Source organism: Pseudomonas sp. SDO524_S393, assembly GCF_054071875.1.
The window spans coordinates 60,123-83,601 of sequence record NZ_JBSVVZ010000009.1 but is presented as its reverse complement, the minus strand read 5'-3'; the positions used below and the strand labels follow the sequence as shown (position 1 = coordinate 83,601).

The 23,479-nt window shown below is 61.3% G+C and carries 18 protein-coding genes; 12 read left to right on the top strand and 6 right to left on the bottom strand.

What is annotated here, in order from left to right; translation table 11 throughout:
• Positions 1–94 precede the first annotated feature (94 nt).
• From ACW9IB_RS06555 to ACW9IB_RS06505, 11 genes are all read left to right on the top strand, one after another.
• Entirely contained in the window at positions 95–1,756 is a 1,662-nt protein-coding gene (locus tag ACW9IB_RS06555) for a dermonecrotic toxin domain-containing protein (RefSeq protein ID WP_457412848.1), read from the top strand.
• A 106-nt stretch (positions 1,757–1,862) separates the two neighbouring features.
• Complete coding sequence (locus ACW9IB_RS06550; protein ID WP_457412846.1) at positions 1,863–2,213, top strand: hypothetical protein; 351 nt, start codon at positions 1,863–1,865, stop codon at positions 2,211–2,213.
• A 307-nt stretch (positions 2,214–2,520) separates the two neighbouring features.
• Positions 2,521–3,480, top strand: a complete 960-nt coding sequence (locus tag ACW9IB_RS06545; RefSeq protein WP_457368089.1) for an AAA family ATPase — start codon at positions 2,521–2,523, stop codon at positions 3,478–3,480.
• A 5-nt stretch (positions 3,481–3,485) separates the two neighbouring features.
• Positions 3,486–4,418, top strand: a complete 933-nt coding sequence (locus ACW9IB_RS06540; RefSeq protein WP_457368090.1) for a DUF58 domain-containing protein — start codon at positions 3,486–3,488, stop codon at positions 4,416–4,418.
• Positions 4,415–4,909 (top strand): DUF4381 domain-containing protein, encoded by a 495-nt coding sequence (locus ACW9IB_RS06535; RefSeq protein ID WP_457368091.1) that lies wholly within the window; start codon positions 4,415–4,417, stop codon positions 4,907–4,909. The genes ACW9IB_RS06540 and ACW9IB_RS06535 overlap by 4 nt, the downstream gene beginning before the upstream one ends.
• Positions 4,902–5,990, top strand: coding sequence for a vWA domain-containing protein (locus ACW9IB_RS06530; RefSeq protein WP_457412844.1), 1,089 nt, complete (start codon positions 4,902–4,904; stop codon positions 5,988–5,990). The genes ACW9IB_RS06535 and ACW9IB_RS06530 overlap by 8 nt, the downstream gene beginning before the upstream one ends.
• Entirely contained in the window at positions 5,987–7,732 is a 1,746-nt protein-coding gene (locus tag ACW9IB_RS06525) for a tetratricopeptide repeat protein (RefSeq protein WP_457412842.1), read from the top strand. The genes ACW9IB_RS06530 and ACW9IB_RS06525 overlap by 4 nt, the downstream gene beginning before the upstream one ends.
• Entirely contained in the window at positions 7,729–9,366 is a 1,638-nt protein-coding gene (locus ACW9IB_RS06520) for a BatD family protein (RefSeq protein ID WP_457412840.1), read from the top strand. The genes ACW9IB_RS06525 and ACW9IB_RS06520 overlap by 4 nt, the downstream gene beginning before the upstream one ends.
• Before the next feature lie 88 nt (positions 9,367–9,454).
• Positions 9,455–10,696, top strand: a complete 1,242-nt coding sequence (locus ACW9IB_RS06515) for an exonuclease SbcCD subunit D C-terminal domain-containing protein (protein WP_457412838.1) — start codon at positions 9,455–9,457, stop codon at positions 10,694–10,696.
• Entirely contained in the window at positions 10,693–14,334 is a 3,642-nt protein-coding gene (locus tag ACW9IB_RS06510) for an AAA family ATPase (protein ID WP_457412836.1), read from the top strand. Before ACW9IB_RS06515 ends, ACW9IB_RS06510 begins: the two co-directional genes overlap by 4 nt.
• Positions 14,331–14,924, top strand: coding sequence for a glutathione S-transferase (locus ACW9IB_RS06505; RefSeq protein WP_457368097.1), 594 nt, complete (start codon positions 14,331–14,333; stop codon positions 14,922–14,924). Before ACW9IB_RS06510 ends, ACW9IB_RS06505 begins: the two co-directional genes overlap by 4 nt.
• A 35-nt stretch (positions 14,925–14,959) precedes the next feature.
• Here the strand turns inward: ACW9IB_RS06505 and ACW9IB_RS06500 are convergent, their stop codons facing one another.
• From ACW9IB_RS06500 to ACW9IB_RS06480, 5 genes are all read right to left on the bottom strand, one after another.
• On the bottom strand, positions 14,960–15,139 hold the full coding sequence (locus ACW9IB_RS06500; RefSeq protein WP_457368006.1) for a hypothetical protein: 180 nt from the start codon (positions 15,137–15,139) through the stop codon (positions 14,960–14,962).
• A 155-nt stretch (positions 15,140–15,294) separates the two neighbouring features.
• On the bottom strand, positions 15,295–16,470 hold the full coding sequence (locus ACW9IB_RS06495) for a lactonase family protein (protein ID WP_457412834.1): 1,176 nt from the start codon (positions 16,468–16,470) through the stop codon (positions 15,295–15,297).
• A complete protein-coding gene (locus ACW9IB_RS06490) occupies positions 16,457–16,753 on the bottom strand; it encodes a DUF5629 family protein (protein ID WP_457368004.1) in 297 nt (98 codons plus the stop codon). The genes ACW9IB_RS06495 and ACW9IB_RS06490 overlap by 14 nt, the downstream gene beginning before the upstream one ends.
• A gap of 79 nt (positions 16,754–16,832) precedes the next feature.
• Positions 16,833–19,208, bottom strand: a complete 2,376-nt coding sequence (locus ACW9IB_RS06485) for an efflux RND transporter permease subunit (RefSeq protein ID WP_457412832.1) — start codon at positions 19,206–19,208, stop codon at positions 16,833–16,835.
• Positions 19,209–19,223: 15 nt separating this feature from the next.
• On the bottom strand, positions 19,224–20,264 hold the full coding sequence (locus ACW9IB_RS06480; RefSeq protein WP_457412877.1) for a WD40/YVTN/BNR-like repeat-containing protein: 1,041 nt from the start codon (positions 20,262–20,264) through the stop codon (positions 19,224–19,226).
• Positions 20,265–20,576: 312 nt separating this feature from the next.
• Between ACW9IB_RS06480 and ACW9IB_RS06475 the strand changes: the two genes are divergently transcribed.
• Positions 20,577–21,692 carry a Gfo/Idh/MocA family protein gene (locus ACW9IB_RS06475; RefSeq protein ID WP_457368002.1) on the top strand — a complete coding sequence of 372 codons (1,116 nt, stop codon included), beginning with the start codon at positions 20,577–20,579 and terminating at the stop codon, positions 21,690–21,692.
• A 53-nt stretch (positions 21,693–21,745) separates the two neighbouring features.
• Here ACW9IB_RS06475 and ACW9IB_RS06470 read toward each other — a convergent pair whose 3' ends face one another.
• A complete protein-coding gene (locus ACW9IB_RS06470) occupies positions 21,746–23,449 on the bottom strand; it encodes an AMP-binding protein (protein WP_457412830.1) in 1,704 nt (567 codons plus the stop codon).
• Positions 23,450–23,479: the final 30 nt, after the last annotated feature.

Here is a 23,479-nt window from a genome sequence, read left to right as displayed (position 1 = left end):
CCTCCTCAGTGGAACCATAGTCCAAGATCATCTCACTCAAAGTGAGCGTCAATTCGTTCAAGGAAGATCTCTATCCCTGCCCCGAGAGGTCTGTATGCCTATCACATCGACAACATCTACCCTTCCACACATGCCTGCGCCTCAAGCAGCCGGGCATGCAAACGAGGGAGACAACGCAAAAACACCGACACAAACAAAGGCCACTCTCAAGCCAGAGTGGGCCTCAGAAGCCTACTTTCAAGAACCGGTAAAACGCAATGTACGACTGGATAACCTGGCCAGAAGCTACACACCGATCAAGTCGGATAACGAGATCACCTCAGAGCAGGTAAAAGCGCATATCGCGGAAAAATTTGGAATCACCAACATTGACCCCGATCATACTTACTTGGTCACTATCGTTTTTAATCACAAAAATGATAAGGAACCTAATAAAGGCGTCATCACGCAAAAAATCTCGTTAACCGAAGCAGCACGGCTCAATGTCCAGGACATTCACCTTCCGTTTTTCAGTGGCCCGGACTCCAGAAGTGAATACCTTGGTGGCCCGCCTCCGATCGAGATCGACAAAAAGTCGAGGCATACCGATACCGCAAGTGCGGATGGGACCTACCCAACTCCGGAAAACGTCACCTATAACAAATGGACTCACGGGATTTACATAGAGCCTAATCCTGGCGCCCCCAACACCTACGACGCCAGCAACTACGTCCCAATAGATCCTGAAGAATTTAAAAAAATGGTCTGGGACCACACCTACAAAAAGCCGTACGACGACTATTTGAACAGTTACTGGACGGGTAAAACACGCCGTGAATATATCGACACCGCGACCGTCACCTACTTATTGGGTGCGCACATTCAGCATCACAACAAATCATTGACAGAACATGATAGGCAAATTGCCATGCGCGCCGCAGGTGTATCCCCGGATAAAACCTATCTGAGTACGACGCCCGAGGATTTGGTGCGGCCTTATAAAAGCGACCCGGACCTGGAAACCAAATTCCTCACGTTCAACGGTTACGCATCGAGAATGTTCTACTCTCGCGACAAAACCACACAAAGAACACTTTTATATATCCCCGGCCAAATGCCTCCCCTCCAGGGCTTTGACTCGGTTGAGGCAATGCATCGATGGCTGGGGGAACAACTGAAAGACCCTCAAAAGGCAGATGCACTTAAAATCCAGTTCCGGCCGGAAGACCGTGTCTCTGTAGGCCCCGTTGCAGGATCGCTTGGGGGCGTGTCTCTGGGCGTAGACAAGTTGATTGATTTAATGACTGACAGGTTGAACAACCGGATATCGGAAGAAACCCAGGAAGAGCTACGTTTCTGGAAGGAAGGCATCGTATTCGATGGGGAAGTGATCAAGGGCAATCCCTTTGAAGAACTCCAATACCGTACAGAGAAAGCAGCCAAAGCTGCGTCCGATCAGCGCTTCGTGCTCAATAGCGACCATACCAAAGACAACGTGATCAGTTGGTTGAAGATGGCCTCTTACGGTTTATTGCTGCTTGCGCCGCTTGGCATGGCCTTCCCGCCCGTCGGTGTAGCAATCACAGTCGGGAGCGTTGCTCTTGGCGCGACGGAACTCGGAATCGGCATTGACGACAAAATCAACAACCGGCCAGGCGCCACCGAGCGCATCTTCAGCGGCGCCTTCAATACCGGAAAACCCATATTGTTCGAGGGATTCGGGCGAGCCTTCACACCGATTTCGGGAGCCATCAAGCACGCTTCCTTCAAGGTTTGAAGCCACCAGCCAGTAAGCGCCACCCGCACGGACGTGACTTAATAAGCGGCACAAAAGCATGGGGAATGGCAGAATCCCTCCTTACCACCCGTAAACAGGATTCCCCATGCAATTCACCACCGCCCACCTGATCGTCAACCCGTGCGACGATGAAGAAGACAACATGGCCATGCTCTGCTGCCACGGCAAAAACGGCGAGATGTTCATGCTGACCCGTTACCCGGACGAAGAGGAAGTGGAGCTGACCTGGGATTACGAGCCATCCACCCTCGACGGGCTGAAGGTCACCCTGAGCGCCACAACGCTACTGGTGGAACTGGCAGCCGGCGATGCCGACGCGCTGGGCGGCAAAGACCAATTGGAGGTCACCCACGCCACCGCAACCTCCGACATGGCCGAAGTGGAAGAAACCCTGCAAAACATCCTCAAGGGCACCGGCACCTTCAACCGGATCTGAATGTGAGACCCATCATGTGGGAGCTGGCTTGTGTGGGAGCCGGCTTGCCTGCGATGCAGGCACCTCGATTTTTCAGAGATACCGCGCTGATGCAATCGCAGCGATGCGGCGACCCGACGAGCCAGCGCCCACAGGGACCGAGCCGCGTCAGTAGAATTTGCGCCCCACACACAAAAATCCTACAAGTTTTCCTAAAAATACTCCGCGCGCCGTTAGTCGCCACCCCCTTCGATGCATTAAAGTAAGCCTCCCAAGCCCCGGCGTTTTTGATCGACACCCGGGCTCATCTCTCCAGGAACCGTCATCGATGGAACATCGTGAAGCGCTGCTCGCGCTGCGAACCTTTCTTTCTTCGCAGATTCTCGGCCAGGAAAAACTCATCGATCGTTTGCTGATCGCCCTGCTCGCCGACGGCCACATGCTGGTGGAAGGCGCTCCGGGCCTGGCCAAGACCAAGGCGATCAAGGAGCTGGCCGAAGGCATCGAAGCGCAGTTCCATCGCATCCAGTTCACCCCCGACCTGCTCCCTGCCGACATTACCGGTACCGAAATCTATCGTCCGGAAACCGGCAGCTTCGTGTTCCAGCAAGGCCCGATCTTCCACAACCTGGTGCTTGCGGATGAAATCAACCGCGCCCCGGCCAAGGTTCAGTCGGCCCTGCTCGAAGCCATGGCCGAGCGCCAGGTCAGCGTCGGACGCAGCACTTATGACCTGTCGCCCTTGTTTCTGGTGATGGCCACGCAAAACCCCATCGAGCAGGAAGGTACCTACCCGTTGCCCGAAGCCCAGCTCGACCGTTTCCTCATGCACGTCAAGATCGGCTTCCCGGACGCCGCCGTGGAGCGCCGTATCCTCCAACAGGCGCGGGGCGAAGCACTCAACGGCGAAACCAAGCCGGAACGCCGCGTCAGCCAGCAGGCGATCTTCGCCGCGCGCAAGGAAATCCTCGGCCTGTACATGGCCGATGCGGTGGAGGAATACCTGGTGCAACTGGTGATGGCCACACGCACCCCGGCCAAGTTCGACGCGGAAATGGCCGAGTGGATCGCCTACGGCGCCAGCCCGCGCGGTTCCATCGCGCTCGACCGCTGCGCACGGGCCCATGCCTGGCTGGCCGGTCGCGACTTCGTCAGCCCGGAAGACATCCAGGCGGTGCTGTTCGACGTGTTGCGCCATCGCATCATTCTGTCGTTCGAAGCCGAAGCCGCCGGCATTGACCAGGACCGCGTGGTGCAACGCATTCTCGACGTCGTTGCCGTCGCTTGAACCCCATGAACGCCAGCGCAGGCATCCGCGTCACCCTCAGCGAATTGATCGAGATGCGCCACCGCGTGCGCGAAGTGCAGCTGTTTTCCACACCAAGCCAGCGCAGCCCGCTGATCGGCCTGCACCACTCCAAGCTGCGCGGGCGTGGAGTGGACTTCGACCAGGTGCGGGTCTACCAGGCCGGCGACGACGTGCGCACCATCGACTGGCGCGTGACCGCGCGCACCCAGGAGCCGCACACCAAGCTGTTCCATGAAGAGCGCGAGCGGCCGATCTTTATCATGGTGGAACAGAGCTGCCGGCTGTTTTTCGGCTCGGGGCAGATGTTCAAGTCGGTCCTGGCCGCGCAGGCCGCCAGCCTGATCGGATGGGCGGCTTTGGGCCATAACGACCGCGTCGGCGGGCTGGTGTTCGGCGACAACGAACACTACGAAATCAAGCCGCGACGCAGTAAACAGAGCCTGCTGCAATTGCTCAACCGCCTGGTGCGGGTCAATCAGAGCCTCAACACCGAAAGCCGCCCCGAGGCGGATGCCCTCGGCATGGCCCTGCGCCGTGGCCGTGAAGTACTGCGCCCGGGCAGCCTGGTGATCGTGATCTGCGACGAACGCGCGCTCAGCGATGGTGCCGAGCAGCAACTGAGCTTGCTGTCACGGCATTGCGACCTGCTGTTGCTGCCGGTCTCCGACCCGCTGGACCACGCCCTGCCCGCCGCCGGGCTGTTGCGTTTCGCGGAACGAGGCGCCCAACTGGAACTGGACACCCTGAACATTGACCTGCGCCAGGCCTACAAGGCTCAGGCCGAGGCGCGCAATGCCCGCTGGGAACTGCTGGCGCAGAAGCTGCGGGTACTGTTGATGCCCTTGAGCACCCAGAGCGAGATGGTCGAGCAACTGCGCGAATACCTCAACCCGCAACGCCCGGTTAAAAAGCCATGAGCAGCATCGATCAATTGCAACCGCTGATCGCCCCGCCGGCCATCGGGTTCTGGCCGCCGGCGCCGGGCTGGTGGCTGTTGCTGGTGGTGATCCCGCTGCTGGGCTGGGGCCTGTGGTCGCTGCGGCGTTTCCTGCCGACGCGGCGCCCGCTGGCACGCGCCGAACAACCCCTGGACCCGCTGCGCATTGCCGCCCTGGCCGAACTCGCACTGTTGCCCCGCCCCTACGACGGTGCGCCAGCCGGGGCCTGGTTGCAGCAGCTCAACGGTTTGCTCAAACGCCTGTGCCGCAACGACTACCCTTACAGCCAGAGTCACACCCTCAACGGTCGCAAGTGGCTGGCGTTCCTCGACAACCGCTGCCCGGCAGCGGGGCTGACACGCTGGATGGTCCTGGTCGAAGGTGCCTACAAACCCGAATGCAAACTCGACGACAAGGCCATCGCCGGCCTGACCCAGGCCGTCGACACCTGGATTCGCAAACATGTTTGAGTTCGCCTGGCCGTGGATCTTCGCCCTGTTGCCTCTGCCGTGGCTGATGCGCCTGGTGCTGCCGGTGGCCGACAGCGGCGAGCCGGCCTTGAAAGTCAGCTTCCTCGGCGACCTCGAAGGCCTGGCCCGGCGGCGCGCCCGCGTCAACCTGCCGGGCTGGCGCCAGCAAGCGCCGTTCGTGGTGTTGTGGCTGCTGTTGCTCACCGCCGCCGCCCGCCCGGAATGGCTCGGTGAGCCGTTGCCGATCGCCGCCAGCGGCCGCGACCTGCTGGTGGCCGTTGACGTCTCCGGCTCCATGGACTTCCCCGATATGCACTGGCAAGACGACGACATCAGCCGTCTGAGCCTGGTCAAGCACCTGCTCGGCGACTTTCTGGAAGAGCGCGAGGGCGATCGCGTGGGGCTGATCCTGTTTGGCAGCCAGGCTTACCTGCAAGCACCGCTGACTTTCGACCGCCGAACCGTACGCACCTGGCTGGATGAAGCGCGCATCGGCATCGCCGGCAAGAACACCGCCATTGGTGATGCCATTGGCCTGGCCCTCAAACGCCTGCGCCAGCGCCCGGCGCAGAGTCGCGTGTTGATCCTGGTCACCGACGGCGCCAACAACGCCGGGCAGATCGACCCGCTGACCGCCGCGCGCCTGGCCGCCGAAGAAGGCGTAAAAATCTACCCGATCGGCATTGGCGCCGACCCCGAGCAAACCGGTTCCCTGGGCATCCTGGGCGTCAATCCGAGCCTGGACCTCGACGAGCCCGCGCTGAAGGCGATTGCCGAGGCCACTGGTGGCCAATACTTCCGTGCCCGCGACGGCGCAGAGCTGCAAGCCATCAAGCAAACCCTGGACAAACTCGAACCGGTGGAACAGCAACCGACCCAGGCCCGCCCTGCCCTGGCGCTGTACAGCGCGCCGCTGGCCCTGGCGCTGGTCCTCAGCATGCTGCTGGTGATCCAGGAACGCTGGCCGAACAATGCGCTGCAACGCCTGTTCGACAGACTCTCTCGCCGCGGCCACTTTCTGCAACAACACCCCGAGTGGCGTCAGCGCCTCAAACGCCTGCGTTTGCGGAGGCGTCGATGATCGACCTATGGCCGCACTGGTTCCGCCCCTGGTGGCTGTTGCTGCTGCCGCTGCTCGGCTGGCTGCTGTGGCAACTGTGGCACCGACAGAAACGCGCCGGGCGCTGGCAAGTCATCCTGCCACCGGCCTTCCATGCCGTATTGCTCAGTGGTGGCAGTGGCCGCGAGAGCAAGACGCCCTGGGTCGTGCTCGGTATTGCCTGGCTGTTGGCCGTGCTGGCCTTGCTGGGCCCGAGCTGGGAGCGGGTCGAACAATCCAGCCAGAAACCCTCCGATCCGTTGGTGGTACTGCTCGAACTGACCCCGGAAATGCTTGCCACCGACAGCCCGCCCAACCGGCTGGAACAAGCGCGGCGCAAGCTCTACGACTTGCTGCAAGCGCGTACCGATGCGCAAACCGCTATCGTCGTGTACGCCGGCAGTGCCCATACGCTGGTGCCGCTGTCGGATGACCTGGCGACCAGCCGCAACCTGCTCGAAGCCCTGCGCCCCTCGATCATGCCCGAGCCTGGCCACCGCGCCGACCTGGCCGTGGAGAAAGCCCTGGCCCTGCTCAAGCATGGCGGTCTGGGCCAGGGGCGCTTGCTGCTGATCGGTTCATCCTTGTCCAAGCAGGAACGCCAGGGCATCCGCCTGCTGCTGCAAAACGGCCAGGCTCCGAGCCTGTCGATCCTCGGCATCGGCAGCCGCGAAGGTACGCCGGTGACCCAGGAAAGCGGTGAATTCCTCAAGGACGAACAGGGCGCGATCCTGGTGCCACGGCTCGACAGTCCGACCCTCAAGGCATTCGCCAGTGAAATGGGCGGCCGTTATCGCGCCGCACGCCTGGACGACAAGGACCTGCGCCAGATCGGCGTGCTCGACAGTCCGCAGAACCTGCGCAACGACGGCCAGTTGCTGCACCTGGACACCTGGGCCGATCAGGGCTACTGGCTGCTGCTGCCCTTACTGTTGCTGGCCGCCTGTGCCGGGCGTCGGGGTTGGCTGTTCTGCCTGCCACTGCTGTTGCTGGTTGCCCCCCAGCCCAGCTATGCATTCGAATGGCAGGATTTGTGGCTGCGCCCCGACCAGCAAGGTCAGTACCTGTTGAAGAAAAAACGCCCAGCCGAAGCCGCCGAACACTTTCAGGACCCGCAATGGCAAGGCGTGGCGCTGTACGAGGCCGGCAACTACAGCGAGGCGATCAAGCGCTTCGCCGAGGGCAGCGATGCCTATTCCCACTACAATCGGGGTAACGCGTTGGCACGGTCCGGGGAGCTGGAGGCGGCCATCGACGCCTACGAGCAGGCCCTGGAGGCCCAACCCGACCTGCAACCGGCGCTGAAAAACAAGGCGCTGGTGGAAAACCTGCTGCAGGAGCAGGAACAAGCCCGGCAGGCGCCGACCAATCCGGCCAAAAACGAAGATGACGAAACCACCCAACCCGGCCAAACTGCGCAACCGGGTGAAACCGGGCAAGGTGCCACGGGTGGCGAACAGTCTGCCCAGGGCCAGGGCGAAGCCGGCAAGGGCGATGCCCAGACCGGCGCGGCTCCACAGGCTGGTGGCAACGAGGTACCGGGTAGCGAGCTGGGTGACGAACACACCACCACCCCGCCGATGCGCCCCGATGATGCCAGCCTCGACGGCGAACACCGCCAGGCCCTGGAGCAATGGCTGCGCGAGATTCCGGACAACCCGGGTGAACTGCTGCGCCGCAAATTCTGGTACGAACAGCAACAACATCAGGACAAGACTCAATGAGCCGCCGCACCACCCTTCTGCTCCTGCTCGCGCTGTCAGGTCACGCCCAGGCGGCGAACCTGGTCGCCAGTGTCGACCGCAGCCGCCTCAATTCCGGGGAAACGGTGGAGCTGACGGTGGAGTCCAACGACGTCACGCTGTTCGGCAAACCTGACCTGTCCCCCCTGGATGCGCAGTTCGAAGTCAGCGGCACGCGCCAGATCAACCAACTCACCACCCTGGGCGGCGACAACCACGCCACTACGCGCTGGATCATCACCCTGCTGCCCCGGGAAAACGGCAACGTGGTCATCCCGCCGTTGCAAGTGGGCGAGTACAAGACGCAGCCGATCACCCTGCAAGTGGTGGAAACCGCCAGCCAGAACAGCAACGCGGAACTGGCGCCGGTTTTCGTCGAAGCCAACCTTGACCAGAACACCGTGTACGTTCAGGCCCAGGCGCTCTTGACGGTACGCGTGTACCACTCGGTTTCGCTGTATGACGACAGCAGCCTCACGCCGCTGCAGATTCCGGATGCGCGGATCGAGCAGTTGGGGGAGTCGCGCACCTACGAGAAGGTCATCAACAGCATTCGCCATGGCGTGATCGAAACCCGCTATGCGATCTACCCGCAACACAGCGGCAGCCTCGAGGTTCCTGCGCAGACCTTCAGCGCCACACTGGTGGAATCGCGCCCGCCCCAGGAAAACACCCTGCAAGGCACCAAGCCGGGCAAGCTGATCCACGTCAGTTCTGCGCCGCTGGCGTTGACAGTCAAACCCAAGCCAAGCCTCTACCCCGCCGACGCGGCCTGGCTGCCCGCGCGCAACCTGACCCTGACGGAAAACTGGAACCCCACGCCCGAGCATGTGCAGGTGGGCGACTCTCTGACCCGCAGCCTCACGGTCAAGGCCGAGGGCTTGTCCAGTGCGCAACTGCCGGCGCTGCCGAGTACCGAAGTCAACGGCCTGCGCCGTTACCCGGACCAACCGGTGCTGGGCAATCAGAACAATGACCGCGGCCTGATCGGCAGCCGTGAAGACCGCGAGGCCCTGGTGCCGACCCGTGCCGGCGCCGTGGAACTGCCCGCCGTGGAAGTGGTGTGGTGGAACACCCACGAAGACCATCTGGAGCGCACCAGCGTAGCGGCCCGCACCCTGCAGGTGGCCACCAACCCGAGCCTGGTGGTGGACACCCCCGCGACCCCCACCGTGATCACCGCGCCCGATGACAACCACCTGTGGCTGTGGCAGCTCAGCACACTCATCCTCGCCTGCACCACCTTGCTGGGCTTCGGCCTATGGTGGCGCGCGCGCTGGCAACCGGCGGTACTGCGCGCCGCACAAACCGGCCCGAGCCCGCGTACCCTGCTCGATGACCTCAAGCGCGCCACCCAGGCCAACGACCCCCAGGCCACCCGCCAGGCCCTCGACGCCTGGGCCCGCCAGCAACCGGAAACCCTGGCCGACATGGCGGCGCGGTTTGTGCCATTGTCCGATGCCCTGGATGGGTTGAACGGTGCGCTGTACAGCGAGAGTGGTCACTATTGGCTGGGCGAAGATCTGTGGCGGGCGGTCAAGGCCATCCCGGTGGCCGAGCGTGAGCAAGACCCTGCCACCGACACCACCAGCCTGCCGCCGCTCTACCCCAAATAATGGTGCGCCGGTCTACCACACGGTGCCCCTCCCACTCGGGATCTGCGTGTAAACTCCCTTCCTTTTCATCTTTTTCACGGAGTTCGCCTTGCGTCTGTTTCACACCTCCGACTGGCACCTTGGGCAAAACCTGCATGGCCAGGAGCGCGACTTCGAACATGCCTGTTTTCTCCAGTGGCTGCTGGGCCAGTTAAAGGCCGAGCGCCCGGATGCGCTGCTGATCGCCGGTGATATCTTCGACACGGTCAACCCGCCGCTCAAGGCTCAGGAGCGTCTGTATGACTTCATCATCAGCGCCCACGAACAGAACCCCGACCTCACCATCGTGATGATCGCCGGCAACCATGACTCCGGTTCGCGTATCGAATTGCCCGCGCCGTTGATGCGCCGTTTGCGCACCCACGCCCTGGGTCGGGTGCTGTGGTTGGACGACGGTCAACTCGACGCCGAACGTCTGTTGATCCCCCTGCCGAACGCCAAAGGCAAAATCGCCGCCTGGTGCCTGGCCCTGCCATTCTTGCGTCCGGCGGAGGTGACGGGCGCGCACTTGGGCGATGACTACCTGCGCGGTATCGCCCAGGTGCACGAGGGGCTGATTGCCGCGGCCAACGCCAAGCGCAATAAGGGCCAGGCGTTGATTGCCATCAGCCATGCGCACATGGCCGGTGGCTCGGTGTCGGAAGACTCCGAGCGCAGCCTGATCATTGGCAATGCCGAAGCGCTGCCGGCCAAACTGTTCGACCGGCGTGTCGCCTATGTCGCCCTCGGGCACTTGCACAAGCCGCAGCAGGTGAATGGCGAGGAGCGTATTCGCTACAGTGGATCGCCGATTCCCTTGTCGTTCTCCGAAATCAACTACAAGCATCAGATCCTCGATGTGCGCTTCCAGGGCGAACGACTGGTCAGCGTCGAGCCCCGCCTGATTCCCCGCGCCGTCAACCTGCAACGCCTGGACGCCGCGCCCCTGGCCGATATTCTCGCAGCCCTGGCCGAGCTGCCCGACATCGACCTGCTCGCCGATACCCAGCGTCAACCCTGGCTGGAAGTGCGCGTGCGCCTTGACGAGCCTCAACCGGACCTGCGCCAGCAAATCGAAAACGCCCTGCAAGGCAAGGCTGTACGCCTCGTGCGCATCGCTGCCGAATACGCGGGTAACGGCAATCGTGAAGGCAACGATGAGGACCGTCTCGTCGAACTGGACCAGCTCACGCCCCAGGAACTGTTCAGCCGCGCCTGGCAGGACAGTTATGGCAGCGAAGTCGATGAACAGACCCTGAAGGATTTCGCCGTGCTGCTCCAGGAAGTACAACAGGAGGGTGAACAGCCATGAAGATTCTCGCCATTCGCCTGAAAAACCTGGCTTCCCTGGCCGGCCCGTTCGAGATCGACTTTACCGCCGACCCCCTGGCCAGCGCCGGGTTGTTCGCGATTACCGGGCCGACCGGCGCCGGGAAAAGCACCCTGCTGGATGCGCTGTGCCTGGCGTTGTTTGGCGCGGTACCGCGTTTGAACCACACGAAACGCGATGCAAAGATCCCCGACGCCGACGGTGAAATCGCCATCGGTGACCCGCGTACGTTGCTGCGCCGTGGTACCGGAGAAGGTTATGCCGAAGTGGATTTCGTCGGGATCGACGGTCGTCGCTACCGCGCGCGCTGGGAGGCCAATCGCGCCCGCGAGAAAGCCGGAGGAAATTTGCAGGCCAGCCGCCAGAGCCTGCGCGATATCGACCAGGATCAATTGCTCGCCAGCCAGAAAGGCGAATACAAGACCCAACTCGAAACGGCACTCGGCCTGAACTTCGAACAGTTCACCCGCGCCGTGCTGCTGGCGCAAAGCGAGTTCAGCGCCTTTCTCAAGGCCGATGACAACGAACGCAGCGAGCTGCTGGAAAAACTCACCGACACGGCGCTGTATACCCGCCTCGGCCGCCGCGCCTTTGACAAGACCAAAGAAGCGCGCGAAGCGCTCAAGCTGTTGCAAGACCAATCCGCCGGCGTGGCGCCCCTGACCGCCGAAGCCCGCGCCGAACTGGATCAGCAACTGGCCGACGCCCAGCAGCACTTCAGGACCCAGCAAGCACAACTCAAACAGCTTGAGTCGCAACATAAGTGGCTCAAGGAATTGCGTGAATTGCAGGAGCGTCAACTCAGCGCTGTCGAAAACTTACGTGATACTCAGCAACACTGGGAAAACCAGGACCCGCAACGCCAGGACCTGAGCCGACTGGAGCAACTGGCGCCCCAGCGCCATCAATTTGCGCGCCAGGCCGAACTGGGCAGCTTGCTCGTACCTCTCGCCGTGCAGATTCAGCAGCACACCGAACAACAAAGCGTGCTGCATACGCGCCAGAGTCAGGCGCAACAGCAGCAATCGCTGGCCGGTACGGCCCTCGCCGAAGCGCTCAAACATCAGGGCGATGCGGCGCCTCTGCTGCAACAAGCCTTCGCCGAACAGACAACGTTGACGCACCTGGCCCAGGAACTGGGCAAGCGCACCGACGAACAACGCCTCAAACAGACCGCGTGTGCAGACGGTCAGGCAGCGCTGAACACGTTGCAGGAACGGCATCAGCAAGCCGCCGCGCACATCGAGCTTCTGGCGTCCGAGTTGGAGCGCAGTAGTGCGCTCGCGCCGCTCGCTTCAGCCTGGCAGGGGTATCGCCCAAGCCTGCAACAACTGATGCAGACCGGTAGCCGACTGAACAAAGGTCAGGCCGAGTTGCCCGCGCTCGAACAGCGCGCCGCAATCGCCGCCGAGCAGTACGCCCAGGAGCGTGATGCCCTGAATCTGCTGTATCAGGAAGCCGGTGCCGAACCCCATGCCGTGGCCGAGCAAATCGAGTTACTGGCGAGCCTGCTGCAAGACAATCGCAAACAGCACCGCGCGTTCGAAGAACTGACGCGTCTGTGGGATAGCCAGGTACAGCTGGACCAGCAAGCTGGCGTACTGACTCAAAAACTCGCAGAGGCCCATCAACAACGCGAAAGTCTGATTCAATCGGGCAAGCAGGCAAAGCTTGAATTGACGACTGCCGAACATACGTTGACCGTCACCAAACAACTGTTGGAACGGCAACGTGCAGCACGTAGCGAAAGCGTTGAAGAGCTGCGGGCAACACTTCAGGACGATCATCCTTGCCCGGTATGCGGGAGTCACGAACACCCTTATCACCAACCGGAAGCGTTGCTGCAAAGCTTCGGGCGCCATGATGAGAATGAGCAAAAAACTGCACAAGATGTCGTCGATACGCTCAATCAAACACTGATCGAGCTACGTGGCGAGCTGGGTGGGATCAACGGGCAGATAAAGGGTTTCCTGAGTCAGCAAGAAGATCTTGCTACGTTACAGGCAACTTGCACGACTAACTTGCAAGCTCACGCGCTCGGCACCTCGCTGCTCAACCAGGACACGGTCCAACGCAGCGCCTGGCTGGCACAGCAACTCAGCCAACTCACCCAAAGCATCACCCAGGACGAACAACGCCAGAGCGCCCTGCTCAACCTGCAAAAGAACGCCGGGCGCTTGCAGCAACAACTGCAAGCCGTACAGGAAGAGAGCCAGCAGGCACGTCAGTTGCTGACTGACCAGCAACGCGAGCTGGCGGCCGACCGCAAGCGTCTTGAAGAAGAACTCGGCAGCTTCGCCAGCCTGTTGCCCGCCGACATACTGGACGGTTTGCGCAATGACCCGGCCAGCACCTTCATGCAGCTTGATCAGCAGGTCAGCCAGCGCGTCGAACAGCTGGACCGCCAACGCGAAGAACTGGAAGAGCAGCAACAGCGCCAGCAGGCCCTCGATAAGGAACAGGCCAATCAACAACATCGCCAGCAACAATGGGAAGCCGCGCAGCACGCGGTCACCGAAACGGCAGCGCAGCAACATACGGTTCAGGAAAGACTGGGAGCCCTGCTCGGCCAATACAGCAGCGCCGAGCATTGGCAACAGCAACTCGACGCCGCCGTGGCGCACTCACGCCAGGCTGAAACCGACGCCAATCAGCAGGTGCAGGACATTCGCAGCACCCTGATCCAGCTTGTCGCCGACCTCAAGGCCCAGCAGGAACGCCAACAGACCTTGCACGACGAGCAACAGAGCCTCGACATGCGGATCAACGAATGGCGCGCCCGGCACCCCGAACTGGACAGCGAAGGGCTCGACCGTTTGCTGGCGTTCAGCGACACCCAGGTCAACGAACTGCGTCAGCATTTGCAGGGCAGCGAAAAGGCCGTCGAGCAAGCCAGGGTCCTGTTGCAAGAGCGCGAGCAACGCCTGGCCGAGCATCAGGCTCAACACAATGGCGGGCCGCAGGCCGACCAACTGGACAGTGCCCTCGAAACGCTCAACCAACAGTTGGCCGACAGTGAGAAACAGATCATCGAATGGCGTGCTCGCCAATCCGAAGACCAGCGCCGTCAGGACGCCAACAACGCGCTGACCGAAAGGATTGCCAAGGCCCACGGCGAACATCAACGCTGGGCACGCCTGAGCGCGCTGATCGGCTCATCCAGCGGCGACACCTTCCGCAAGATCGCCCAGGCCTACAACCTCGATTTGCTGGTGCACCACGCCAACGTGCAGTTGCGCCAACTGGTGCGCCGTTACCGTCTCAAGCGCGGCGGCAGCCTGCTTGGCCTGCTGGTGCTGGACACGGAAATGGGCGATGAACTGCGCTCGGTGCATTCGCTGTCGGGCGGCGAAACTTTCCTGGTGTCGCTGGCGCTGGCATTGGGCCTGGCGTCGATGGCGTCCAGTACCTTGAAGATCGAATCGCTGTTTATCGACGAGGGCTTTGGCAGCCTCGACCCCGAATCGCTGCAGTTGGCGATGGACGCTCTCGATGGCCTGCAGGCCCAGGGCCGCAAAGTGGCGGTGATTTCCCATGTGCAGGAAATGCACGAGCGCATCCCTGTGCAGATCCAGGTCAAGCGCCAAGGCAACGGCTTGAGTACCCTGGAGGTCAAGTGAGCGAAGCGCTGCTGTATTCGTTCCGACGCTGCCCCTATGCGATGCGTGCCCGCCTGGCCTTGCGTTATTCAGGCGTTGCGGTGCGCATTGTCGAAGTCAGCCTCAAGGCCAAGCCGGCCGAGATGCTTGCACTGTCGCCCAAGGGCACGGTGCCGGTATTGAGCGTTGACGGGCAAGTGATTGAAGAAAGTCTGGAGATCATGCAGTGGGCCTTGGCGCAGCATGACCCGGATGATTGGTTGCTACAGGGCGATCCGGCAGTGCTCGCGCTGATCGAAGAGAACGACAACGGGTTCAAGTATCACTTGAATCGATACAAGTACGCCGAACGCTACCCCGAGCAGCCGATGGAACACTATCGGGCCGAGGGTGAGGTGTTCTTGCAGAAGCTGGAAGGATTGCTGGCAGAGCGAGATTACCTGGTGGCCAACCACCTGACCCTGGCGGATGCTGCACTGGCGCCCTTCGTGCGTCAGTATGCCCATGTGGATCGAGTGTGGTTTGCCGGGACTTCGTATAAACGGTTACAGGCATGGCTTGAGCGGTTTCTGGAGTCGCCATTGTTCATGGCGGTAATGGCTAAACCCTGACAAGCCAGCTCCTACATGATTCAGTGTTCTTTAGCTCACTGCTGAGTCTTGTGATCCAGGGCTGCGTAGAAGTTGGCGCTCTGTTGCAGGTATTTCTGGGTGTAGGCACTGGTGCTGGATTTTTTGCCGGTGACTTCCACGCTGGCGGAAGCTGGCAGCGCAACAGTGGCGGAAACAGCGGAAGCGGCGATGATGGAGAAGAGGTTCAAGTTCATGTCGGTAACCCTTGTGTTCGTTTGGTTGAGTGGCCGGTGAGGCCTTGGAACCAAACTTACGCCCGAGGGCTAAGCCTTAGAAATGCTTTGAAACAGTAGCCGCTATTAATAGAATTAATAGAAAGGTTCAGGCCCCGTCATCCGGGGCCTGTGGCTTAGTGACGCACCAGGAACTTGAGGTCGCTGGGGGCATCGATCGCCAATTTCTGTACGGTTTTGCCTAACAGACCGGTCTTGGGGTCGCGCTCGACCACCACGATTTCATTGCTTTTCTGGTTGGCGATCAGCAGGAACTTGCCGCTGGGGTCGAGGCTGAACTCCCTCGGATGGTCACCTTCGACGGAACGTCGTTGCAGCTCCTTGAGGTGCGCGGTCGCCGGATCGATGCTGAACACCAGCAACTGGTTAGCGGTGCCGCGGTTGCTCACGTACAGGAATTTGCCATCGCTGGAGGCATGCAGCGCTGCCCCGGCCTTGTCCGACACCGGTTGCCCGGCGGCGAAGTCCACGAGTTGGGTCTGGCTGAGCTGGCCGTCCTTGTAGTCGAATACCGCGATCTGCGCGCTCATCTCCGTGGCCAGCCAGGCGTGCTTGCCGTCGGCGCTGAACAGCAAATGACGCGGGCCGCTGCCCGGGGGCAACTGCACCGAAGCCGGGTTGGCCGCCGTCAAAGGCCGTTCGGGGTTGGCCTTGGGGTCATAGCGGTAGGCAAAGATTTTGTCCGCGCCCAGGTCCTGCACAAACACATACTGGCCGTCCGGCGATGACACCACCGAATGCACGTGGTTGGACGCCTGGCGCTCAGGGTTCACGCGGCTGGCCGGGTGCCCGCTCAACTGCACCGGTGCCGACAGCTTGCCTTCGGCATCCAGCGGCAGGATGGCCAGGCTGCCGCCCGGGTCTTCCAGTACCGAATAGTTGGCGACGAACAGGTAGCGGCCATCGGCGGCCACGCTGGAATGGGTCGGCTCGTTGCCCAGGCTCTGGACCTGGTTGATCAGGGTCAACTGATGGTTCTGCGGGTCGATGCGGTAGCTGCTGACGCGCCCTACCGGGTCTTTCTGGCCCGGACCGTTTTCATTGACCACGAACAGGCGCTTGCCATCCTTCGACACGGTCAGCCACGAGGGATTGGCCGCCTTGGCCGCCAGCACCGGCTTGCCGGTGAATTGCCCGGTGCGGCTGTCGAACTGCAAGCGATAAATGCCTTCGCTGGTGCCGGCGGTGTAGCTGCCCACCAACAGTTCAAACGTGTCAGCCGGCGCGGCCTGCACCGACATCGCACCAACACTGCCGGCCATCAGCAGCGGCCAGAATTTACGCATCATCATCCGCATCGTCCTCTTCATTGTTGTTGTCGCCCTTGAACGCACTGAGGCAGACCAGACGGTGTTCACCGTCGTCGTTGCTCAGCAGCCAGCTCTGCAAGCTGTCGTCAAAGGTGGCGGCATTGAGTTGTTCTGGACTGAACGTCCAACGCTTGAGTTCCCGGCCATCCATGCTTTCGATCTGCAAATGCTTGTCGAACTTGAAGTCGAAGGCGTGCAGCCCGTCGATGATCAGCATGTCGCTGTCGTTCAGGGCGGTGCTCAGGTTGGGTTGCGTGTCGGTCATGGTGGGGAGTCACTGCGGGGGAAAAGACACATGATAGGTCAAATCCCCCGCCGTGCCTCGCAGCAATGAGCCATGAACCTCAATGTGCGAAGAGTGAGTTGCCTTTCTGCCCGGCCAGTTTCTCCGGTTTGATCAGAAACCGCGCCAGTGCTGGCAGCAGCCACAGCGCACCGAACATGTTCCACAGCAACATGAAGGTCAGCATCAGGCCCATGTCGGCCTGGAACTTGATCGCCGAGAAGATCCAGGTGCACACACCAATCGCCAGGCACAGCCCGGTGAACAGTACGGCTTTGCCGGTGGACTTGAGCGTCTGGTAGTACGCTTCCTGCAACGGCAGGCCGGCACGCAGGAAACTTTCCAGACGGCTGTAGATATAGATGCCGTAGTCCACGCCAATCCCCACGCCCAGCGCCACCACCGGCAGGGTCGCGACCTTGACGCCGATGCCCATGAACGCCATCAGCGCGTTGCCCAGCACCGAGGTCAGCACCAGCGGCAGCACGATGCACAGGGTTGCCGCCCAGGAGCGGAAGGTGATCATGCACATGGTCGCCACGCATAGGTACACCAGGATCAGGATGGTCAGCTCCGACTCCTTGATCACCTCGTTGGTGGCGGCTTCGATGCCGGCGTTACCTGCCGCCAGGATGAACTCCAGGCCGTCGCGATTGTTTTCCTTGGCAAAATCCTGCACCGCATGCACGGCGCGGTCGAGGGTTTCGGCCTTGTGGTCGTTGAGGAACACCAGCACCGGCGCCAGGGAGCAATTGTTGTTGTACAGGCCATCGGCACGGGCGATGGAGTTGTTCAACACGTCGGGGTTGCGCGACAGGGTTTCCCATTTCAGGTTGCCCTCGTTCATCCCCTTGATCATCTGCTTGGACACGGTCACCAGCGAGATGGCCGACTGCACGCCCTCGGTGTTCTGCATCTTCCACATCAGCTGGTCGATGGGCGCCATGGCTTCATAGCGCGAGCAGCCTTCGGCCTTGGTCTTGACCATCACCACCAGCACGTCGGAACTGGTGGAGTAGTTGCTGATGATGAAGTTGTTGTCCTTGTTGTAGCGCGAGTCCGGGCGCAACTCCGGCGCGCCCTGATCGAGGTCGCCGATCTTCAGGTTCTGGCTGTACCAGAGGCCACCACCAAAGGCGACCAACGCCAGGAAGATCGAGACCGGCGCGACTTTCGGGCTGGCGAATTTCGACAACAGGCGCCAGAAACCATGTTCGCGGTGCGCATCCTTTTTACTGCGCTCGATGGCGCGTTTGCTGATGCCCACGTAGGAAATCGCCACGGGTAGCAGGATCAGGTTAGTGAACACGATCACCGCCACGCCGATGGAGGCGCCGATGGCCAGTTCGCGGATCACACCGATGTCGATGATCAGCAGCGTAATGAAGCCCACCGCGTCGGCCAGGATCGCGATCATGCCCGGCAGGAACAGTTGGCGGAAGGTGCGGCGCGCAGCGGTCAGGGCGTTGTCGGCGTCGCTGGACTGCAAGGCGATACCATTGATCTTCTGCACACCGTGGGAAATGCCGATGGCGAAGATCAGGAACGGCACCAGCATCGAGTAGGGATCCAGGCCAAAACCGGCGGCGTGCATCAAACCCAGTTGCCAGACCACCGCCACCAGCGTGGTGATCAGCACGGCGATGGTGCTGCGGATGCACCAGGTGAACCAGTACAACAGCACCAGGGTGATGACGAACGCGACGCCGAAGAACAGCACCACCATGATCAGGCCGTCGATCAGGTCACCGACCTTCTTGGCGAACCCGACGATATGGATCTGCACGTTGGGGTTCTGCTCCTGGAACTTGGTGCGGATCTTGTCTTCCAGCTCATGGGAAAACTTCTGATAGTCCAGGGCCAGCAATTTGCCCTGGTCCTGTGGGTCCGGGTACGACTCCAGCAGCGGAATGTCGACAATGCTCGATTTGAAGTCGTTGGCCACCAGGCGTCCGACCTGCCCCGACTTGAGCACGTTGTTGCGCAGTTGATCGAGGCTTTGCGGCGAACCGTTATAGCTCTGCGGGATCACTTCGCCGCCGGCGAAGCCTTCTTCGGTCACTTCGGTCCAGCGCACGCTGGGGCTCCACAGCGACTTGAGGCCGGAGCGATCGACGCCGGAAATGTAGAACACCTCGTCGTTGATCTGACGCAGGGTCTCCATGTATTCCTTCGTGAAGATGTCACCGTCCTTGGCTTCCACCGAGATGCGCACCGTGTTGCCCAGGTTCGCCAGGTCGTTGCGGTGCTCCATCATCTTCTCGATGAAGGGATGCTTGAGGGGGATCATCTTTTCGAAACTGGTGGACGGGCGAATCAAGGTCGCCTGCCAGAACAGGAAAATACTCACCAGCAGGCAGATGACGATCACTGCCGGACGGTTGTTGAAGATCAGGCGCTCAAGAAAGGTCGCTTTATCGTTGTGATGAGTGCTCATTCTTTCCCCGCCTTCTTATTGTTTTGTAGGTTCAGCGCCGGTGGGCGTAGCGACACGAACACCGCCCTGCCCGGCCAGAATCAGGTTCCCGTTGCCCGCCGCCGTCACTGATGACAACGAAATGCGATCCGGGCGGTTGAACACGCTGAACGTCACCCCGTCATCGTGGCTGACCACCACGCTGCCGCCGTTGCCAACGACGACAATCGAGCCGTCTTCCAGCAAGGTCGCGCCCGACAGGCCGAACTCCAGCGCTCCCCGCGCGGCGTTCAATTCGACGGGCTCCCAGGTGCTGCCAAAATCCGTGGAACGGTACAGGTTGCCGCGCAAACCGTAGGCCAGCAGGGTTTGCGGTTGCGCGGTGCCGATCACGCCAAACAGCGAGCCCTCGTAGGGGCCTTCGAGTTTTTCCCAGGTCTGGCCGTCATCGCTGGAACGGAACATGCTGCCCTGCTCGCCGACGATGAACAGGCCGGCGTCCTTGATAGCGGCGATGGCATTGAGGTGGAACTGGTCTTCATTGTCGAGGCGGTCGCTGACGTCGTCCCAGGTCTTGCCGCCGTCGGTGGTTTCGATCAGCGCACCGTAGGCGCCCACGGCCAGGCCGTGTTCGGCGTCCTTGAACCAGATATCGAGCAACGGCGCTTCGCGCTTGAGGTCTTGAAATTGCTGGGTCCAGGTGGCACCGCCGTCGGAACTGGCGAGGATCTGTGCATCGTGGCCCACCGCCCAGCCTTGTTTGTCATCGACAAAAAACACCGCCGTGAGCAACTGACGGGTGGGCACTTTGGCCTGGGTCCAGGTGCTGCCCTGGTCGTCGGAATAGAGGATGTGCCCGCGATCACCGACCGCCACCAGGCGCTTGCCGGCGTGGACCACATCGATCATCAGGCCCTTGGCGGCCTTGGGGGATTCAATCGCGAACACGGGTGTTGCAGGGGTATCGCTGGCGGCCTGCGCGGGTATGGACCCTGCAACACCTGCAAACAGCGAGAGCGCTGTGGCCAGCAACGCAAGCTTGCGTGCGGCGCGTGGGCGGCAAACAACCCAACCCATGACAGGCTCACTCATAGACCTTTCTCCCATTTATTATTGTTAGGTCGTCTCGCCTTCCGGGGCTCTGAAACCTGCAATCTAGAGCGCCCAGGGTCAGCAGGGGCCATCCTATCGGGCTTTCGAATCGTCTGACAATCGGCGCTACGTTATCTTTTGTTAACTGACGGGCGTTTGCGCGTCGGCTGAATATAGCCGCATTCGCCAGACTGATTGCCGACCTCGCTATGAATTTTAATTCCATCTATTGAGTTTTGAGAATTTTTATTCCATTAATAGCCTTCCTGAAAACAATAATCCAAAGGACGTAGGCGTATGCGCGAACTCGGAATCGGCCTGATCGGCACAGGCTTCATGGGCCGTGCCCATGCCCTGGCGTTCAACAATGCCCGGGCAGTGTTTGAATTGCCGGTAAACCTCAAGCTGGCCGCCCTGGCCGATGCCGACACCGAGCGCGCCGTGCGCTGCGCCAGCGCCTGGGGGTTTGCCCAGGCCCATGGCGACTGGCAGGCCCTGATCGACGACCCCAAGGTCGATGTCGTGGCCATCACGACCCCCAATCACTTGCATTACCCCATGGCCATGGCGGCCATCGCGGCAGGCAAGGCGGTGTATTGCGAAAAGCCCTTGGCGGTCAGCCTGGAACAGGCCGACGCCATGCGCCGCGCGGCGAGTGCCGCCGGAGTAGTGACGCGGGTGGGCTACAACTATCAGCACAACCCGATGATCACCTTGGCCCGGCAGATGATTGCCAATGGCGAGCTGGGCGAGATCATCAGTTTCCAGGGCGAATTCAGCGAAGACTTCATGGGTGACCCGGACTCCCCATGGTCATGGCGTTGTGAAGTGGAACATGCCGGCGGCGCCCTGGCAGACCTGGGCAGCCATTTGCTGTCGATGGCGCGTTACCTGGTGGGCGATGTGCTCAGCGTATGCGCCGACACCCAGACCGTGCACGCCCGGCGCCCAGCCGTAAAAGGCAGCGCCGAACATAAAGCCATCGCGGTGGACGACCAGGTTCACGCCCTGCTGCGCTTTGCCAATGGCGCACGCGGCACGGTCAGCAGCAGCTGGCTCAAGCACGGCTACAAGAATCACCTGAGTTTCGAGATCAGCGGGACGCAAGGCACGTTGGCGTTCGATCAGGAGCGCCTGAATGAACTGCGCCTGTGTCGCGTCGGCCAGGACGGCTTCCAGCGCCTGCTCGCGGGCCCTGCCTTGCCCGGTTACGCCGCGTTCAGCCCGGCGGCGGGGCATCAATTGGGTTACAACGAATTGAAGACGCTGGAAGTGCAGGAACTGATCATGGCCCTGGCCGGGCAAGGGGCCGATGGCACCGACTTTGAGACAGCGTGGGCTGTGGAGCGGCTGGCGACGGCGATTCGCGTTGCGGCGAAGGAAGAACGCTGGGTCAGCGTGGGCACGATCTAAAATGTGGGAGCGGGCTTGCTCGCTCCCACAATTGGATTACCTGCATCTTGAAATCAGCGCAAGGCGCGGCGCAGAACCTTGCCCACAGTGGTCTTGGGCAGCTCGGTAGTGCGGAACTCCACGTACTTGGGCACTTTGTAACCCGTCAGGTATTCACGGCAGTGGGCGAGGATTTGTTCCTGGGTCAGGTTCGGGTCCTTGCGTACCACGATAATCTTCACCTTTTCCCCGGTGATGCTGTCCTCCACGCCAATGGCTGCCACTTCACCAACCCCCGGGTGCAGCGCCACCACATCCTCGATCTCGTTGGGGTACACGTTGAAACCCGAGACCAGGATCATGTCTTTTTTGCGGTCCACCAGGCGAATGTATCCACGTTCGTCCATCACCCCGATATCGCCCGTGGACAACCAGCCTTCGGCATCCAGCACTTCGGCGGTTTCCTTGGATCGCTTCCAATACCCTTGCATCACCTGCGGGCCGCGTACCTGCAACTCGCCTTGTTCGCCCACCTCCGCCAGCTCACCGTCTTCGCGTAAAAAGCGTACCCAGGTGGATGGCAACGGCACGCCGATGCTGCCGGTGAACTCCATCTCCCGCATGCGTGCAATATCGATAGGGCTGATGCTCACCACCGGCGAGCATTCGGTCAGGCCGTAGCCTTCGATGATCGGCAGCCCGGTGACCTCCTTCCAGCGCTGCGCCACCGACGTATGCGTGGCCATGCCGCCGGCGATCACCATGCGCAGGTCAGAAAAGTCCCGCGCACAGAACTCCTTGTTTTCCAGCAACCCATTGAACAGCGTGTTAACCCCGGCAATCCCATTGAAACGCTCCTTGCGCAGGATCATCTGCACACGCTTCACGTCCCGCGGGTTGGCGATCAGGATGTTGCGCCCACCCAGGCACATGAACATCAGGCAGTTCACCGTGAGCGAAAAAATGTGATACAGCGGCAGCAGCGTGACGTTGGTTTCCTGCTGGTTCTGGTCCAGCTGATCACCGACCCAGGCCTTGGCCTGCAACAGGTTGGCGATGATATTGCGGTGGCTGAGCATCACCCCCTTGGCATCGCCGGTGGTACCGCCGGTGTATTGCAAAAAAGCCAGGTCATCGAGCGCCATGGCCACCGGGAAGTGATTGAGCGCGCGCCCCTGCTTCAGTACCTGATTGAAGCGCAGCGCGCCGCGCAGGTTGAAGTCGGGCACCTGTTTTTGCACGCGCCGCAGGATGAAGTTCATCGCCGCGCCCTTGAACGTACCGAGCAGGTCGCCGATGGCCGCCACCACGACACGCTTGACGCTGCTGCCGGCGATGATTTTTTCCAGGGTGTGGGCGAAGTTCTCGAAGATCACCACGGTTTCGGCTTCGCTGTCCTTGAGCAAGTGCTTGAGCTCGTGGGCGGTGTACAGCGGGTTGACGTTGACCACCACCGCCCCGGCCAGGGTGGTGCCCAGCAGGCAGATGGGATACTGCAAGCAATTGGGCATCATCAGCGCCACACGGTCGCCCTTCTTCACACCCTGCCCTTGCAGCCAGGCGGCGAAGGCGACGCCCTGGGCCTGCCAATCGGCATAGGTCATTTCGGTGCCGATGCTGACGTAGGCAACTCGCTCGCGATAACGCTCCAAGTGTTCCAGAAACACTTCGCGCAACGATGGGTAGTCCTCGATACCGGCTTCGATGTCCGCCGGCACGCCGGGCAAGTAAGCGTTCAACCAGATCCGTTCGGTTTGTTCCAGGCTGACAGTGTTCATGGCAGTCTCCTTATTGTTGTTTTGGATGAC

Bases quoted from the DNA above. Each gene is read 5' to 3' on its own strand.
- ACW9IB_RS06495 (WP_457412834.1), bottom strand. From the start codon at position 16,470: ATGATGATGCGTAAATTCTGGCCGCTGCTGATGGCCGGCAGTGTTGGT.
- ACW9IB_RS06480 (WP_457412877.1), bottom strand. From the start codon at position 20,264: ATGGGTTGGGTTGTTTGCCGCCCACGCGCCGCACGCAAGCTTGCGTTG.
- ACW9IB_RS06525 (WP_457412842.1), top strand. From the start codon at position 5,987: ATGATCGACCTATGGCCGCACTGGTTCCGCCCCTGGTGGCTGTTGCTG.
- ACW9IB_RS06540 (WP_457368090.1), top strand. From the start codon at position 3,486: ATGAACGCCAGCGCAGGCATCCGCGTCACCCTCAGCGAATTGATCGAG.
- ACW9IB_RS06520 (WP_457412840.1), top strand. From the start codon at position 7,729: ATGAGCCGCCGCACCACCCTTCTGCTCCTGCTCGCGCTGTCAGGTCAC.
- ACW9IB_RS06470 (WP_457412830.1), bottom strand. From the start codon at position 23,449: ATGAACACTGTCAGCCTGGAACAAACCGAACGGATCTGGTTGAACGCT.
- ACW9IB_RS06545 (WP_457368089.1), top strand. From the start codon at position 2,521: ATGGAACATCGTGAAGCGCTGCTCGCGCTGCGAACCTTTCTTTCTTCG.
- ACW9IB_RS06510 (WP_457412836.1), top strand. From the start codon at position 10,693: ATGAAGATTCTCGCCATTCGCCTGAAAAACCTGGCTTCCCTGGCCGGC.
- ACW9IB_RS06475 (WP_457368002.1), top strand. From the start codon at position 20,577: ATGCGCGAACTCGGAATCGGCCTGATCGGCACAGGCTTCATGGGCCGT.
- ACW9IB_RS06555 (WP_457412848.1), top strand. From the start codon at position 95: ATGCCTATCACATCGACAACATCTACCCTTCCACACATGCCTGCGCCT.
- ACW9IB_RS06485 (WP_457412832.1), bottom strand. From the start codon at position 19,208: ATGAGCACTCATCACAACGATAAAGCGACCTTTCTTGAGCGCCTGATC.
- ACW9IB_RS06535 (WP_457368091.1), top strand. From the start codon at position 4,415: ATGAGCAGCATCGATCAATTGCAACCGCTGATCGCCCCGCCGGCCATC.
- ACW9IB_RS06490 (WP_457368004.1), bottom strand. From the start codon at position 16,753: ATGACCGACACGCAACCCAACCTGAGCACCGCCCTGAACGACAGCGAC.
- ACW9IB_RS06500 (WP_457368006.1), bottom strand. From the start codon at position 15,139: ATGAACTTGAACCTCTTCTCCATCATCGCCGCTTCCGCTGTTTCCGCC.
- ACW9IB_RS06550 (WP_457412846.1), top strand. From the start codon at position 1,863: ATGCAATTCACCACCGCCCACCTGATCGTCAACCCGTGCGACGATGAA.
- ACW9IB_RS06530 (WP_457412844.1), top strand. From the start codon at position 4,902: ATGTTTGAGTTCGCCTGGCCGTGGATCTTCGCCCTGTTGCCTCTGCCG.